Annotated in this window: 15 protein-coding genes; 9 read left to right on the top strand and 6 right to left on the bottom strand. The window is 67.0% G+C overall.

All coding sequences use genetic code 11. The features are described from left to right. Positions 1 to 280 precede the first annotated feature (280 nt). Positions 281 to 1,198: an alpha/beta hydrolase fold domain-containing protein gene (locus tag G9373_RS15195; RefSeq protein WP_043790838.1), complete on the top strand. Its 918-nt coding sequence runs from the start codon at positions 281 to 283 to the stop codon at positions 1,196 to 1,198. Between the two features lie 2 nt (positions 1,199 to 1,200). Here the strand turns inward: G9373_RS15195 and G9373_RS15190 are convergent, their stop codons facing one another. Next, complete coding sequence (locus G9373_RS15190; RefSeq protein WP_231137900.1) at positions 1,201 to 1,758, bottom strand: polyketide cyclase; 558 nt, start codon at positions 1,756 to 1,758, stop codon at positions 1,201 to 1,203. Between the two features lie 216 nt (positions 1,759 to 1,974). Between G9373_RS15190 and G9373_RS15185 the strand changes: the two genes are divergently transcribed. Next, positions 1,975 to 2,595, top strand: a complete 621-nt coding sequence (locus G9373_RS15185) for a class I SAM-dependent methyltransferase (protein WP_206032218.1) — start codon at positions 1,975 to 1,977, stop codon at positions 2,593 to 2,595. A 250-nt stretch (positions 2,596 to 2,845) separates the two neighbouring features. On the opposite strand, the gene G9373_RS46410 is transcribed toward G9373_RS15185, so the two are convergent. Beyond that, a complete protein-coding gene (locus tag G9373_RS46410) occupies positions 2,846 to 3,244 on the bottom strand; it encodes an alpha/beta hydrolase (protein WP_005568897.1) in 399 nt (132 codons plus the stop codon). Between the two features lie 388 nt (positions 3,245 to 3,632). On the opposite strand from G9373_RS46410, the gene G9373_RS15175 reads away from it, so the two are divergent. Both G9373_RS15175 and G9373_RS15170 read left to right on the top strand, forming a co-directional pair. Then, positions 3,633 to 4,697, top strand: coding sequence for an ATP-binding cassette domain-containing protein (locus tag G9373_RS15175; RefSeq protein WP_054246347.1), 1,065 nt, complete (start codon positions 3,633 to 3,635; stop codon positions 4,695 to 4,697). Continuing rightward, on the top strand, positions 4,694 to 5,449 hold the full coding sequence (locus G9373_RS15170) for an ABC transporter permease (protein WP_054246334.1): 756 nt from the start codon (positions 4,694 to 4,696) through the stop codon (positions 5,447 to 5,449). The genes G9373_RS15175 and G9373_RS15170 overlap by 4 nt, the downstream gene beginning before the upstream one ends. Positions 5,450 to 5,692: 243 nt before the next feature. On the opposite strand, the gene G9373_RS15165 is transcribed toward G9373_RS15170, so the two are convergent. Together G9373_RS15165 and G9373_RS15160 are read right to left on the bottom strand one after the other, a co-directional pair. Beyond that, on the bottom strand, positions 5,693 to 7,756 hold the full coding sequence (locus G9373_RS15165; RefSeq protein WP_005262572.1) for a transglycosylase domain-containing protein: 2,064 nt from the start codon (positions 7,754 to 7,756) through the stop codon (positions 5,693 to 5,695). A 172-nt stretch (positions 7,757 to 7,928) separates the two neighbouring features. Beyond that, a complete protein-coding gene (locus G9373_RS15160; RefSeq protein ID WP_005568900.1) occupies positions 7,929 to 8,213 on the bottom strand; it encodes a hypothetical protein in 285 nt (94 codons plus the stop codon). A gap of 294 nt (positions 8,214 to 8,507) precedes the next feature. On the opposite strand from G9373_RS15160, the gene G9373_RS15155 reads away from it, so the two are divergent. From G9373_RS15155 to G9373_RS15140, 4 genes are all read left to right on the top strand, one after another. Continuing rightward, entirely contained in the window at positions 8,508 to 8,837 is a 330-nt protein-coding gene (locus tag G9373_RS15155) for a VOC family protein (protein ID WP_005568901.1), read from the top strand. Between the two features lie 247 nt (positions 8,838 to 9,084). Beyond that, the gene (gene dnaK / locus G9373_RS15150; RefSeq protein ID WP_005568902.1) at positions 9,085 to 10,932 is read left to right on the top strand and encodes a molecular chaperone DnaK; all 1,848 of its coding nucleotides are present in this window, start codon (positions 9,085 to 9,087) and stop codon (positions 10,930 to 10,932) included. Then, positions 10,929 to 11,600, top strand: coding sequence for a nucleotide exchange factor GrpE (gene grpE, locus G9373_RS15145; RefSeq protein ID WP_005568903.1), 672 nt, complete (start codon positions 10,929 to 10,931; stop codon positions 11,598 to 11,600). The genes dnaK and grpE overlap by 4 nt, the downstream gene beginning before the upstream one ends. A gap of 85 nt (positions 11,601 to 11,685) precedes the next feature. Continuing rightward, positions 11,686 to 12,765, top strand: coding sequence for a DnaJ C-terminal domain-containing protein (locus G9373_RS15140; protein ID WP_133986649.1), 1,080 nt, complete (start codon positions 11,686 to 11,688; stop codon positions 12,763 to 12,765). A 57-nt stretch (positions 12,766 to 12,822) separates the two neighbouring features. On the opposite strand, the gene G9373_RS15135 is transcribed toward G9373_RS15140, so the two are convergent. Continuing rightward, on the bottom strand, positions 12,823 to 13,353 hold the full coding sequence (locus G9373_RS15135) for a DinB family protein (protein WP_005568905.1): 531 nt from the start codon (positions 13,351 to 13,353) through the stop codon (positions 12,823 to 12,825). Between the two features lie 25 nt (positions 13,354 to 13,378). After that, a complete protein-coding gene (locus G9373_RS15130; protein WP_120659119.1) occupies positions 13,379 to 14,248 on the bottom strand; it encodes a metalloregulator ArsR/SmtB family transcription factor in 870 nt (289 codons plus the stop codon). Positions 14,249 to 14,349: 101 nt separating this feature from the next. On the opposite strand from G9373_RS15130, the gene G9373_RS15125 reads away from it, so the two are divergent. Continuing rightward, positions 14,350 to 15,690, top strand: a complete 1,341-nt coding sequence (locus G9373_RS15125; RefSeq protein ID WP_167115622.1) for an NAD(P)-binding domain-containing protein — start codon at positions 14,350 to 14,352, stop codon at positions 15,688 to 15,690. Positions 15,691 to 15,810: the final 120 nt, after the last annotated feature.

Raw genomic sequence — 15,810 nt, 5'->3', positions numbered from 1 at the left:
GCGCGCCTCACCGGATCCTTCGACTTCTCGATCCACCGGACTGCCAAGGTATCGAGTGATCGATTCGCAGCCGACGTCGACGATCAACAACGACAGACGGATACGGACACCAGACTCCGGCCGTGGCAGTGCAGCCTTTCCGCAAGCCGAACGTCTATCGGCGTACCCGATTGGCGATCGCTGACCGGCGACCTGTTGCGAGCACGTAGGGCATGATGTGTCCGCGTCGCTCGGTGCGGCAACAGCATCGTGATGAGACCCCCGAGTGTGAGGAGGACGCGTGCGGTTCGCGCTGGACGATTTGTCGGCTGACGTGCCGGCGGAGCAGGTCGATGAAGCTCGGAGCTTCTACAACTCGCGGCCAGCTGGCCGTGGCCCCGGCACTCTCGAGGAGTTGAGGGACATGCGGGCGAGGCGGTCCGGTCCTTCTCCCGCCGATCCACCGGCGATCGAAGAGATGGTCGAAGCCGCGGGAGCACGCGTCCCGGTGAGGATCTTCACTCCCACAGACGGCCGAGCGCGGGGCGTCTATCTGGACATACACGGTGGCGGCTTCTACATGGACTCCGCAGCGCGAGATGACGCGCGCAACCGTGAGCTCGCAGACGATCTCCACATCGCCGTCGTCAGCGTCGACTACCGGCTGGCACCGGAGCACCCGTGGCCGGCCGCACCCGATGACTGTGAAGCGGCGGCGCTCTGGCTCGTCGGCCACGCTGATGCCCGCTTCGGATCATCACGACTGGCGATCGGGGGGCGGTCGGCGGGAGCAACACTCGCTCTGGCAACCCTGCTCCGACTGAGGGACAGAGGGACTGTCGGCGGGTTCACCGGCGCCGCACTCCAATTCGGCACCTATGACTTGAGCGCGCAGACTCCGGCCGGACGTCGGATCGCAGACGAGTATTTCATCCAGGCCTACGTCGGCCACGTGGAAGATCGCACCACTCCGGACATCTCTCCCGTCTACGGCGACCTCCACGGCCTTCCCCCGGCGCTGCTGGTCGTCGGGTGCAATGACGTGTTGTTGGAAGACAACCTCGCGATGGCAGGTCGGCTCTCCGCCACCGGCAATGACGTCGAGCTCCGGATCTATCCCGAGTCGCCCCACGGGTTCACCGGCCACCCCACGGCAATGGCCAGGACGGCCCTCACCGGCATCGATTCATGGCTCCTCGAGCGGCTCGCCCAACCGTAGGACTACTCGACGGCCTTCTGTGCTCGGGCGGACCGCGACGGCGGGCCGACCGGCAGATATCTAGCGGTCGGGGTCCGAGCCCGGGACGTCGGTGCGGCAAGCTCGGCCAGGTGGTGCAGCGAGTTGGTGAGATGGTCAGGACCGAACGGCGGGAACTGAAGGTACTCCCGGATGGACTGCGGCACCGCCGACCAGTCGTAGGTGAGCGTGACCGCAGTCTCGGAGGGACCACGTGGCACCAGGTCGTAACGCCAGAACCAGCCGCCGAACTCCAGGTGACCGTCGTCCTTCTCCTGGCCCGTCAGCCAGGCAATGGCGCGCGGCGGATCGAGCACCTGGACCTGGTTGGCCACCTGGTAGTCGCCGTTCGGGTGGTTGGGGTGATACATGTCCATCCGGAAGATCTGCCCCACCTCGGTCAGCGGCGCCTGGTCGGCGGCTTCCTGCACCCAGCCGGTGCCGTCGATCGCAGAATGGGTCGTCGGGTCGGCGAGCACCGCGAACACCGTGGCGGCGGGCACGGCCACAGTCAGCGTGGCGCTCACGTTCTCTGGGTCCACGGTGTGCACGCTCCTTGTCACCTCAACTCGAGCCTCCCGCTGGAGCGGAAGGAGCATTCATTACATACAGACTGCGCGGCGACGCGGAATTCATCGGCCGTGGGGTAGCAGAGTTTCCCGTGCCACCAGCTCAGAGAGTTCCGCTCGAGGGCCGGCTGTCGGGACGTGCCGGCAGCGTTCGGCATCTGGGGCACGCCATCGACGATCATTGACGGCATGGCGAACACGAGCGCCCGACCAGGCGACACCGTCCGAGAGTCATACTCGGCCAGATCTCAGGAGTACGTGGACCTCTTTGGCTCCGTGACTTCGACACACCCATCGGATCGGGCCCTGGTGAGCCGCTGGGCCGCCACCCTGACTGGTCCCGTGCTCGACGCCGGCTGTGGGCCGGGGCAGTGGACAGACTTCTTGGCGGCGTGCGGACTTGCTGCGAGCGGGATCGATCTGGTTCCTGAGTTCGTCGAACGAGCCCGTACGCAGTATCCAGACCTCCCGTTCGAAGTCGGCGGCTTCGAGGCAATGGACGCCGAGACGGAATCACTGGGTGGTGTGCTTTCCTGGTACTCGCTCATTCACCACAGTCCGCAGGACATCCAGACTCCGCTCGCCGAGTTCGCACGCGTGATACGGCCGGGCGGAGGGTTGTTGGTGGGCTTCTTCGAAGGAGCAACCGTAGGGACTTTCGACCATGCCGTCACCGCTGCCTATCGTTGGCCGGTAGCGGAACTCAGCCAGAAGTTGGCCACGGCCGGCTTCGAGGTGATCGAGACACATACACGAACGGGGAGCGGTCACAGGCCTCACGGCGCAGTCACCGCACGCCGTTTGCCGTGATCGGGCCCCGGTTTCCGCTCGGCGAGCACGCCCGAACGCAGCCGAGTCGCGCAGCTCGAACGCAAGGATGGCTTCGTCGAGGCCGGTCGGGGACAACCCGAGCCCGTCCCGGTAGAAGCGGAGCGATCGGTCCAGATCGACGATGGGAAGTGAGACGACGACTGTCTTGGGTTTCACGTCTACTCGGCTTTCTCCGGCGCGGTCGAACGCTGATCGAGGTCGAGCGGGGGCGGTTGCCTGGCCGAGGTCCTCAGTTGGCCAGCCGCTCGAGGATCGCTTGTAGTGCCGCGTCACCGCTCTCGCCGTCGAAGATGTTCTGCGCGTGGGCGGAGCCCGGCAGAAGGATCATCTCGTTGTCGACGCCTGGTGAGCTGTCGGCGAGCTGCTGCGACACGTGGGCGACGGGCTCGTCCTCGCTGGCGATGAACAGCTTGGGCTCCCCGCCGAGGCCGTCGACGACCCGGTTGGGTGAGAGCAGTACCAGCTGATCAGGGAGGTCGGGCTGCTGGGAGGCAAGTTGCAGGATCGCATCGGCGCCCGCACTTCCGCCCACCAGTGCGACGTCGGCATGCCCGTCGTCGTGGAGCTTTGCGACGGCGGCCGCGATCGACTCCCGGCGCGATGTCCTCGACGGCGACGACAGTGGCACCCTGGTCGGTGATCGCTGTGGCCTGATCCTCCCAGCTGGCGGCGTCGAAGACGGCACCGTGGGCCAGCACCACGCCGTACTCGCCGTTGCCCCACTGCAACGCGCCGCCGCCGCCGATCTCGATCGTGGTGCCGACGGGGTCACCGCCCGTCGATGGTGGGTCGTCCTTGTCGTAACCCGCCCGGTGCTTCGATGACGGAACGTCTGTCGGAGCGCTTCTCTTGCCTGCTGCCCTCGGACCCTCACACACCGGCGACTCCGTCGGGGACCGCACCACTTAGTTCTGTGTGCGGAAGGAGTCTGTATCACGCAGAGAACGAAAACGGGTTGTGCCCCGACCCATCATCTTTGAATACTGGCCTGACCGACCTCGAGGAGAGTGCTTGTCGTGATTCGTGCACGTGGGCTCGTCCAAACCTTCCACACCCGCCATGGACGGGAGAAATCGGAGGTTCGCGCCGTCGACGGGGTGGATCTCGATGTCGCCGAGGGCGAGGTCGTCGGGTTCCTCGGCCCCAACGGGGCGGGGAAGACCACGACGTTGCGGATGCTGACCACCCTGCTGCGGCCGACCGCAGGCGAGGCCACAGTCGCCGGATACGACGTGGTCCGCGAATCCACGCAGGTGCGGCGGAGCATCGGCTACGTCTCGCAGAGCGGTGGGGTCTTCAGCGGCGCCCGGGCGGGGGAGGAGGTGATGGATCACGGCATGCTCTACGGCCGCTCCCGACGGGACGTCGAAACCCGCGGCAGAGAATTGTTTTCGCAATTGCAGCTGGACGGGCTGTGGGAACGGATGCCGAAGACGATGTCGGGTGGGCAGAAACGCCGACTCGACATCGTCATGGGCCTGATTCACGAGCCGAGCCTGATGTTCCTCGACGAGCCGACGACGGGCCTCGATCCTCAGGCGCGGGCGAACCTGTGGGAGCACATTTCCGAGCTGCGGACCCGCCGTGGTGCGACGGTCTTCCTCACCACCCATTACCTGGACGAGGCCGACACCCTCAGCGACCGCATCATCATCATCGACCGTGGTCGAATCGTCGCCTCGGACACGGCGGAGAACCTCAAGGCGCAGGTCGCCGGCGATCTCGTCGACCTCGAAATCGCCGACCTCGACATGGTGCCGCTGGTGAGAGACAAGCTGGGCACGATCGCCGAGGCACCGCGGCACGGTCTGGCCGGTGTGGAGGTGGACGGCCATCATGTCCGTGGTCGGGTCCAGCGTGCCGGGCGCGCGATCCCGGGACTGCTGCGCGACCTCGACCGCACCGACGTGACCCTGGCCTCGATCGAGGTGCACCGGCCGACCCTCGACGACGTGTTCTTGACGTTGACCGGACGGTCCCTGCGCGACGCCGACACCGCCGCCTCCGATACCGCCACCGGGGACCCTGAATCCGAGTCCACCCCCGCCCCCGCGCTGACCACTCCAGGAGCAGGCCAATGACGTTCGCCCGTGAGAGTTTCATCGTCTTCCGCCGCCAGCTGCGGATGAATCTGCGCAACCCCGCCTGGGTGATCATCGGCCTGTTGCAGCCGGTCATGTACCTATTGTTGTTCGGGCCGTTGCTGACTCCGCTGGTGGGTCAGTTCGGGGTGGACAACGCGTACACGTTCTTCGTGCCGGGCATGTTGGTGCAGTTGGGGATCTTCGGTGCGTTCTTCGCCGGATTCAGCCTGATCGGGGAGTGGCGGGAGGGCGTTATCGAGGCGGAGCGGGTGACTCCGGCCAGTCGCACCGCGTTACTGGTCGGGCGACTGGGTCGGGACCTGCTCCAGTTGTTCGTGCAGGCGATCATCTTGGTGTTGCTCGGCTTCGTGATGGGTATGGAGGCGTCGTTGCGGGGCATCGTGTTCGGGGTGCTGCTGACGTTGCTGCTCGGCGGGGCCTGTGCGGCGGCGTCGAATGCATTCGCCTTGACCACCAAGAGCGAAGACGTGATGGCTCCGGTGATCAACATGGTGATGATGCCGGTGTTGCTATTGTCCGGAATTTTGTTGCCGATGACGATCGGTCCTGCCTGGTTGCAGACGGCCAGCGATTTCATGCCGATCCGCCATGTCGTCGACGCCGTGCGGGATTCGTTCTTCGGTGACTTCGCGAACTCCGCGATTGTGTGGGGAACCGCGTGGGCGGTGGTGTTGTTCGTCGTCGCGGTGTGGTGGGGAACCCGTACCTTCCGCAAGGAAAACGCCTGACCGAGCGCACCCGCACTGCTGGAAGTCGATGTGCGCGTTGGGTTTGCCGGCCGACGTCGAGATCCGCGTCTCCACCCCCCGGGAGAGAGGCCCCACCGGCGCGAAACACGACTGACGCGGCCGGTGAGGCACTTGTGTTACCGCGCGGGCTCCCGCCCGCGTTACAAGGAGACAGGTGAGATCCAGCTCGCCGTCAGATGTACTCCTGTCTGCACGCTGGAGGACCACCCACCGGCCCTCCAGTCAGCGAGCGAAGCGCGGGTCGATCGGAGGCAGGGTGGTGGGGCCGAAGTTGTTCGCGATCGGCATCATCGCCGTGAACCAGGTGCGGGCCGGCTCGGTGCCGCCGAACAGGTTGCCGTCCCCACACGAGCGCAGCGGGCTGGTGCAAATCTGTCCAGGGGTCGGTGAGTCCCCGAATACGTAGACGCTGCCGGCCAGGTTGTTGGTGTATCCGATGAATGCCGACGACATGTGCGATTCGGTGGTCCCGGTCTTGCCGGACATCGGCAGCTTCCACCCGGCGGCCGCGGCCGCGGCCGACGCCGTGCCACCGGGCAGGTCGTCCTTGCTGAGCCCGTTGGACAGGGTGTCGGCCAGGCCGGGATCGATGACCTGCTCGCAGGCTTGCTGGGTGAGGGGGACCGGCCTGCCCTCGCGGTCGACGATGGAGTCGATCGGGGTCGGTGGGCACCACTTGCCGTGTGAGGCCAGGGTCGCGGCGACATTCGACAATTCGAGCGGATTGATCCACACCGGGCCCAGGGTGAACGACCCCAGATTCTGGTCCTTCTGCATGTCGGCCAGGCTCTGGTCCCCGAACCCGGAGGTTCCCGGTTCGGTGTACGACCGCATGCCGAGGCGCACCGCCATGTCCACCGTCGCATCCACGCCGGTGGCCTGGAGAAGTTTCACGAACGCGGTGTTCGGGGACTGGGCGAGGGCGTCGGTGACCGACAGCGCCCGCGGATACGGGGCGGCGTTCTGCACGCAATAGGTCGCCGCAGGGCACCCGGGGGCACCGCCGTCGCCCATCCCGCGGGCGTCGAACCGCCCGGGCACGTCGAGGATCGCGTTGAGCCGCAAACCCTTCTCCATGGCTGCTGCGGTGGTGAAGACCTTGAACACCGATCCGGCACCGTGCCCAGACAGTGAATAGGGCAACTCCTGGACCGTCTCCGCGGCGGCTGCGTCCAGGCCGTAGTTGCGGCTGCCCGCCATGGCCAGGACCCGGTGTTGGTCCTGCCCGGGCTGCACGACGTTCATCACGCTCGCGATGTCCGGGAGTTTCGGGTCGGCGTAGGTGGACACCGCCGCCTTCACCGAACCCTGCACGGCCGGATCGAGGGTGGTGCGGATCAGGTAGCCGCCCTTTTCGAGTTGCTCCCGGGACAGCCCGGCGGTCTGGAGGTACTGCAACGCATAGTCGCAGAAGAACCCGCGGTCGCCGGCGGCGATGCATCCGCGGGGCAGGTTGTTCGGTTTCGGGAGCACCCCGAGCGGCGTTTCCTTCAGGGCGCGGATCTCGGCGGCCCGATCCGGAACATTCACGACCAGGGTGTCGAGAACGACATTGCGGCGCTCGAACACCCCCTCGGGGTTGGTGTAGGGGTTGAGCGCGGAGCTGGACTGCACCATACCCGCGAGCATCGCCGACTGCGCCAGGTTCAGGTCCTTGGCGTCGATGCCGAAGTACGTGCGGGCGGCGTCCTGCACCCCGAAGGAACCGTTGCCGAACGGCACCAGGTTCAGATACCGGGTGAGAATTTCCTCTTTGGAGAGTTCCTGATCGAGGGTCATCGCCATCCGGATCTCCCGGATCTTGCGGACCGGCGTGGTCTCGATCGCGGCACGGCGTTCGGCGTCGGTCTTGGCAACCACGTGCAGCAGGTAGTTCTTCACGTACTGCTGATTGATGGTAGAGGCACCCTGTTCGATCTGACCGCTGGTGGTGTTGGTGAAGAACGCCCGCATCGTGCCCTGCCAGTCCACCCCCTGATGTTCGCCGAACCGTCTGTCCTCGATGGAGAGAATCGCCAGTTTCATCTCGTTGGAGATCTGGTCGCTGGGAACCTCGAATCGGCGCTGGTCGTACAGCCAGGCGATCGGGTTCCCGGTGATGTCGGTCATCGTCGTCACCGCCGGCACCACTCCGTCGGCCAGTTCGGCCGAGGAATTACCGACGCTGTCGGCGGCACGGTTGGATGCGTACCCCAGCCCGGCGGCTACCGGGAACATCACCCCGGCCAGCATTACCCCCGCGGCCACGGTGGCGCCGGCGAGTTTGAGAACGGTCCTGGAATGCAATTACGGCACCTCATTCCGACGGGGTGCACCGGAACGAATCTACCGGTGCTGGAACGATAATCGGGCCGCGCGGCACGGTCGGGGAGAGGTGTGGCGCGCGTACCCGTGGCGGTCACGAGAGGGTGGCTGTGGCGTCAGATCCGATGATGGGACGGTAGCCGGTGCCGGTCGGTCACACCCGCAGCACACAGGTGCTGTTCCGCACGGACATGGGCGACTCGGCCGAGGTCGATGACGGTGCCCGGGCGCGGCCCGGCAGGGACAGCCGTGTGCCGACGGCACCGCGCCCCGGGGTGCGGCGCCGCGCGAGCGTCCCGACGAGATCTGGGAGGGTCTCGAGCACATCGCCCGCCGCATTGTTGTGACCAATCCGCACGACCATCCGCTCGGCGGCGATCACCGCCAGCACGGTGAGCAGCGCCGTGCGCCGCCGCGAGGATTGCCGACCGCCACACACAGGGCTCAAGGTAACACCGATAGCGCGTTCCCCAACGGGTTCCGGGGTCAGAGCATCAAAGGCGGTGAAGCGGTGGGCGATCCGCCACCGCTAGGGGAGGGCGGATCAGCGACCACGCCGAAACGGCCGGCCGAAACGTCACCGGAACCTGCGTGCGTCGATACGCTATGGCGGACACACACCGACAGAACGGTCAGGAATCGAGAAGAGCCGGCCCTCGCGCGCACAAAGCGTGGTTGCTGCCATCGCCGACGAGGCGGTCGCCGATGACCGCCGTAGCCCGAGGAGACGAACATGAGCCCCACGATCCGCAGCCTGGTGATCCCCGTGTCCGACCTGAACGCCGCCAAGGCGGTCTACACCGCGCTGCTCGGCGCACCTCACACCGACGAGTCCTACTACGTCGGGTACAACGTGGACGGCTTCGAGGTCGCCCTGAATCCAGGTGACGAGACCGCCGGCCCGGTTGCCTTCGCCGACGTCGAGGATCTCGACGCGACACGCGAAACTCTGCTTGCCGCCGGCGCAACCGAGCGCACCGCTCCGCGTCACGTCGCACCCGAGACACGGATTTGCGTGCTCGCCGATGCCGACGGAAACCCGTTCGGGCTGCGCGGCCGATAGACGTCGGCGTTGCCGGGCGCGAGCGGCGGCGCGGTCTCCGGTGGCTAGTTCGTCGAGGAGATCGAGATGGTGGTGCTGTGACGCCGAGCAACACGCACAATGTTGAGCGTTCTACGCTCAATTCTTCGCCTTGACCTCGATCTCTCCCGGGGAGAAAATTGAGTCGATAACACTCAAGTTCGGTGGGTGTGATGCCGAACGATCGGCGGAAGCACCACACCCACCCGGTGTGGTGCTGGAGGCGGTCATGGCTCGCGCGGTGGGTATCGATTTGGGGACCACGAACTCGGTGGTGTGCGTACTCGAGGGCGGCGACCCGAAGGTGGTCGCCAACTCGGAGGGTGCGCGCACGACCCCGTCGGTGGTGGCATTCGCGAAGAACGGTGAGGTGCTGGTCGGCCAGCCCGCCAAGAACCAGGCAGTCACGAACGTGGACCGGACGGTGCGCTCGGTGAAACGGGAGATCGGCACCGACTGGCATGTGGCGATCGACGACAAGAAATACAGCGCGCAGGAGATCAGTGCCCGGGTGCTGATGAAACTGAAGAGGGACGCGGAATCGTATCTGGGTGAGGACATCACCGACGCGGTGATCACCGTCCCCGCGTACTTCGAGGACGCCCAGCGTCAGGCCACGAAGGAAGCCGGCCAGATCGCCGGTCTCAACGTCCTGCGGATCGTCAACGAGCCCACCGCGGCCGCACTGGCCTACGGCCTGGACAAGGGCGACAAGGAACAGACCATCCTGGTCTTCGACCTCGGTGGCGGCACCTTCGACGTCTCGCTGCTCGAAATCGGTGAGGGCGTCGTCGAAGTCCGGGCCACCTCCGGTGACAACCACCTCGGTGGTGACGACTGGGACGACCGGATCGTGAAGTGGCTCGTCGACAAGTTCAAGGCTCAGAACGGCATCGATCTGACCAAGGACAAGATGGCCCTGCAGCGTCTCCGTGAGGCCGCGGAGAAGGCCAAGATCGAACTGTCCTCCTCGCAGAGCACGTCGATCAACCTGCCCTACATCACCGTCGACGCGGACAAGAACCCGCTGTTCCTAGACGAGCAGCTGTCGCGCAGCGAGTTCGAGAAGATCACGTCCGATCTCCTCGACCGCACCCGGGCCCCGTTCCAATCGGTGATCAAGGACGCGAAGATCGCCGTCAAGGACATCGACCAGGTCGTGCTCGTCGGTGGTTCCACCCGTATGCCCGCCGTGACGAATCTGGTGCGCGAGCTTACCGGCGGAAAGGAACCGAACAAGGGTGTCAACCCGGACGAGGTCGTCGCCGTCGGCGCTGCCCTGCAGGCCGGTGTTCTCAAGGGCGAGGTCAAGGACGTGCTGCTCCTCGACGTCACCCCGCTGTCCCTCGGCATCGAGACCAAGGGTGGCGTGATGACCAAGCTCATCGAGCGCAACACCACCATCCCGACCAAGCGTTCGGAGACCTTCACCACCGCTGACGACAACCAGCCCTCGGTGCAGATCCAGGTGTTCCAGGGTGAGCGCGAAATCGCCTCGCACAACAAGCTGCTCGGCTCGTTCGAGCTCGCGGGGATTCCGCCGGCCCCCCGTGGGGTGCCGCAGATCGAGGTCACCTTCGACATCGACGCCAACGGCATCGTGCACGTGACCGCGAAGGACAAGGGCACCGGTAAGGAGAACACGATCAAGATCCAGGAGGGCTCGGGCCTGTCCAAGGAGGAGATCGACCGGATGATCAAGGACGCCGAGGCGCACGCCGCGGAGGACGCCCAGCGCAGGGAGGAAGCGGAGGTCCGCAACCAGGCCGAGTCGCTGGTGTACCAGACCGAGAAGTTCATCAAGGACAACGAGGACAAGGTACCCGCCGACGTCAAGGAGAAGGTCGAGTCGTCGATTGCGAATGCCCAGGAGAAGTTGAAAGGCAGCGATGTCGCGGCGATCAAAACGGCCATCGAAAAACTGGCCACCGACTCGCAAGCCCTGGGTCAGGCGATCTACGACGCGCAGGCGAAGGACTCGGCCGCTCCCGGCGGGGGGAACGGGTCCTCTGAAGGCACCGATGAAGTCTTCGACGCTGAGGTGGTGGACGAACCTGGACGGGAGGACACCCGATGAGTGGGAGCGAGCGCCGCAACGGCGACAAGCCGCCGCGGGAACCGATCTCGATCACCGACAAACGCCGCGTCGATCCGGAGACCGGCCGGGTACGTGGGCACACCCCGAGCGAGCCTGTCACCCCGACCCCACAACGGGAACCCGACCCGACCACGCCGGACGCCGAGATGCACCCTGGTGACCGGACCGATCGAACCGCGGGCGAAGACCCTGATCGAGTGACGGAGTTGACCGCCGATCTGCAGCGGGTGCAAGCCGAGTACACCAACTACCGACGCCGGATCGAACGCGACCGGCACGCGGCCGTCGAGGCCGCGACGGCGTCGGTGGCGGCGAAATTTCTCGGGATCCTCGACGACCTCGACCGCGCCCGCGAGCACGGCGACCTCGAAAACGAACCACTGCGTGCGATCGCGGCCAAGCTCGGTGCAATCCTGAGCGGCCTGGGAGTGGCCGCATTCGGCGAAGAGGGCGAGCGCTTCGATCCCACCCTGCACGAAGCGGTCCAGCACGAAGGCACCGGGGGTGATCCCGTTGTAGACCGGGTGCTGCGCCGCGGCTACACATTCGGTGACCACAAGGTGCTGCGGACCGCGACGGTCTCCGTCGTCGAGGGGGTGGCCCCGCCGGGAAATGTCACGGGCACGGCACCGGCCGGCGATTCCTGAGACGCCGACCGACAGCCTGACGGCGCCGGTCTCGGAGCGCACGGCGCTCTCGCGCAGCGGCCCCGCGAAGGAAGGAGGATGCCAAGTGTCGCAGCAGGAATGGTTCGACCGTGACTTCTACGCCGCCCTGGGTGTCCCTTCGACGGCGTCGGCCGAAGAGATCAAGAAGGCGTACCGCAAGCTGGCGCGGGAGCTGCATCCGGACGCCAACCCGGACAACACCGAGGTGGAGGAACGATTCAAGAAGGTCAGCGAGGCGCATGCGGTGCTCTCGTACCCCGCCAAACGCAAGGAATACGACCGCATGCGCAGGCTGTACCGGTCCGGGGCGTTCACCGGGACGGGTTTTCCTCCGCGCGCCGGGTCGGGCGGCTTCGACTTCGGGGACCTGTTCGGGAGCGGTTCACCCTTCATCGTGGGCGATCCTCTGGGCGGGGTCGGTGACGTGCTCGGGGATCTGTTCCGGCGCGCCGGAACCCGAACTGCGTCGGCCCGGCCGAGGCGGGGCAGTGACGTCGAGACCGAGACCCGGCTGTCGTTCCGGGAGGCGGTCGCCGGGATGGTGTTGCCGCTGCGGGTGAGTGGGCCGATGGTGTGCACCAGCTGTCACGGCTCCGGCACACGACCGGGAACCCGGGGCACGGGATCGATCGTCGACGCCCCGTGCCCGGACTGCCAGGGCGCCGGGATCGGGGACCGCACCCGCACCGTCTCCGTCCATGTTCCGCCCGGGGTGAGCGACTGGCAACGCATCCGGCTACCGGCGCAGGGCGAACCTGGTCTCGGCGGGGCGCCGTCGGGGGACCTGTACGTCACCGTGCGCGTGGACCCGGACCCGGTGTTCGCCCGCAGCGGCAATGACCTCACCGTCACCGTTCCCGTGTCGTTCGCCGAACTAGCCTTGGGGACAATGCTGTCCGTGCCCACCCTCGAAGGTCAGGTCAGTGTGAAGATCCCGCCAGGCACCCAGTCCGGGAGAACGTTCCGACTGCGCGGACGCGGGGTGCCCCACCGCGGCGACGCGGCGGGCGATCTGCTGGTCACCGTGGAGGTCGCGGTCCCGCCCGATCTCGGCCACGAAGCCGCTGAGGCGCTGCGGGCGTACGCCCGGGCAGAGGAAACAGGAGGATTCGACCCCCGCGCCGGCTGGGCCGACGGTAAGTGATGTCGGGAACGATCCCGAACATGCCCCGGTCCTCAGCGGTGTCACCTCGACACTCATTCAGTCGAGGGTGAGCTGGTGGCGGTGGAAGTCGAAGTGCAGGCCAGGGTAGCGGTAGAGCTGTTCGGCGGTCATGTAGTCGTCGAAGAACGGATCCCAGCGGACTGGAAAGTACATGCCACGGTGCAGGTTCGCGTCCGTCTCCCGGGCCAAGGAACGTTGCAGCGACGCAATGAGGCGGTCGAAGTGGCGGCCCATCCGGCGTCGGTTGTAGACGCGCGCCGCCAGGGCGGAGCCTCGATAGTTGACCTCGTCGAAGACTGGGGTGGCGGCATCGAGCGCATGCGCGAACCGTCGGCTCGCCCCCTCAGGCAACCAGGAGAACATCCGGATCAGCAGGAGCAGCCGGCGAACCACCATGTAGCCGAAGACCATGTGGAACAGCAGCTGCTCGTTGGTCCACCGGGTACCGGACGAACGCCGCGAGAGCTCGACGGAACTCGCGGCGTCGAGCAACTCGTGCAGCACGCTGCGGGCGCGCTCGAGGTCCGCGGCGATCGCGGCACGATCGACAGGTGGCTGCTCGGACATGATGCTCCCCAACTGATTCGGAGGGCTATCCGGCGACGGGGGAGCGGCGTTCGAGGACGACGGTGTCGCGCCAGATGCCGTCGAGTTGGGCGATGCGTTCGCGGACACCGAGGGTCCGGAATCCGGCGGAGTGGTGCAGGGCGATGCTGGCACGGTTCTCCGGGAAGATCGAGGTCTGCAAGGTCCACAGCCCGGCCTCGTCGGCGGCGATCACCTGGGTGCGCAGCAGGACTTTGCCGACACCGCGCCCGCGCATCCCGTCGGCGACGTAGATCGAGTTCTCGGCCACCCCGGCGTAGCAGGCCCGCCCGGACGTCGGGGACAGGGCGGCCCAGCCGACCACGACGTCGTCGATCTCGGCGACCCACCGATGCCCGGGAAGCCATTGCGCGTCCAGGGTTTCCCGGGCGGGGACTTCGGTGGTGAAGGTGGCGTTGCGGGTGGCGATGCCCTCGCCGTAGATCCGGCGCACCGGCTGCCAATCCTCGTTGCGCATCGGGCGAACCGTGACGTCTTGGGGCAGGTCGTCCGGGCAGCAGGGGCGCGCGGTCAGCACCCCCATCACTGCGTCGGCGGCGTGCGGCAGACCGGTGCAGCAGGACGGGTTGACCCTGACCACAGTGCTGGTGCCGTTCTTGTGGACAGACACGAACCCGACATCGGCGAGCCTGCGCACGTGGTGCGAGACGGTGGGCTGGCCGATGCCCAGTGCCTCGGCCAGCGCGCCAACGGTGATCCCGGCCGGGCGGGAGGCGACCTGATGCAGCAGCCGCACCCGGGTGGGATCGGCCAGACAGGCGAACCACCCGGCGTAGGTCAGCGCGTCCTCCGGCGCCAACGCATCCACCTGATCGGCGCCGGAGGTGTGGACGGCCGGTATGTCCAGGGAAGTCATACCTCACTATATCGATATTGATCGATGGTTGCCTTCATCGACACGAATCGATACTCTCTGGGGTCAGAGGATCGATGAACATCGATGGAAGGATGATCGAGATGAGCACCTTGCCCGTAGTCGTCGTCGGCGGCGGACCGATCGGCCTCGCTGCCGCGGCGCAGCTGTGTGAGCGCGGCCTGACCCCGCTGGTCTTCGAACGCGGTCTCGCGGCCGGTGCGGCGATCTCCGAGTGGAACCACGTGCGGCTGTTCTCCAGTTGGGCTGAGCTGATCGACCCGGCCGCCCGCCGCCTGCTCGACACCACCGACTGGACCGCCCCTGACGACGACGCGTACCCGACCGGCCAGGACTGGACCGACAACTATGTGCAACCCCTCGCCGCCGCCCTCGGCGACATCGTGCAGCTGGGCACCGAGGTGATCGGCGTGGCCCGCCGCGGCCGGGACCGGGTCGTCGACGCCGGCCGCGACACCGAACCCCTGTCCGTGCACATCCGTCGCGCCGACGGCACCGAGGACCGCGTCCTCGCGCAGGCTGTCATCGACGCTTCCGGCACATGGGGCACCCCCAATCCGCTCGGTGGTGAAGGCCTGCCCGCGCTCGGCGAGCGCGCCGCCACCGAGGTCATCGAGTACCGGGTCCCGGACGTCGACGACCCCGACGTGCGGGACCGGTACGCGAGCAAGCACATCGTGATCGCCGGCAGCGGCCACTCCGCGCTCACCGCGATCGTGGCGCTGGCCGATCTGGAGCAGCAGGCCCCGGGCACCCGGATCAGCTGGGTGCTGCGCCGCGGCGACGTCGGCTCCACCTTCGGCGGCGGCGACGACGACGAGCTGCCCGCCCGCGGCGCCCTCGGCCTACGCGCCAAGCGGGCGGTCGACGAAGGACTGCTGACGGTGGTTCCCGGGTTCCGCACCGCCACCATCGAACCCGACGGCGACAGCGGCCGGGTGGCGTTGATCTCCGACACCGGCGCCCGCATCGAGGACGTCGATCAGGTGGTGGTGCTCACCGGATTCCGGCCCGACCTGTCCTGGCTCTCGGAAATCCGCCTCGGCCTGGATCCGGTGCTGCAGGCCCCGGTCGAGTTGGCGCCGCTGATCGACCCGAACGTGCACTCCTGCGGCACCGTCTACCCGCACGGGGTCGCCGAACTGTCCCATCCGGAGCCGAATGTGTTCCTGGTCGGGATGAAAAGCTACGGCCGCGCCCCGACGTTCCTGGCGATGACCGGGTACGAGCAGGTCCGCAGCATCGCCGCCGCCCTGGCCGGCGACCACGACGCCGCCGCCCGCGTCGAACTCACGTTGCCCGAGACCGGCGTCTGCGGTGGCGCCGGGGTGCCTGCCTCACCGCGCCCGGTGCCGCGGCTGATCGAACGGGGCTCCGTCCCGTCTCCGGCCGCTCACCGGGCATCCCGCAATACCGGCGCCTAGTTCTGTGGCAGGTGCGTCCAACTCGAAGTTGGTTCGTCTGAAGAAGCGGACTCTCACTCACCACCGGGTGGGAGCACACCTTCCGAGAGGAACTTCCGATGACCACCCACCCGATTACCC

The organism is Rhodococcus sp. A14 (assembly GCF_011603105.1).
Classification (GTDB): domain Bacteria; phylum Actinomycetota; class Actinomycetes; order Mycobacteriales; family Mycobacteriaceae; genus Rhodococcus_F; species Rhodococcus_F opacus.
Note: the sequence above shows the minus strand (reverse complement) of the source record. Positions and strands in the feature narration are given on the sequence as shown.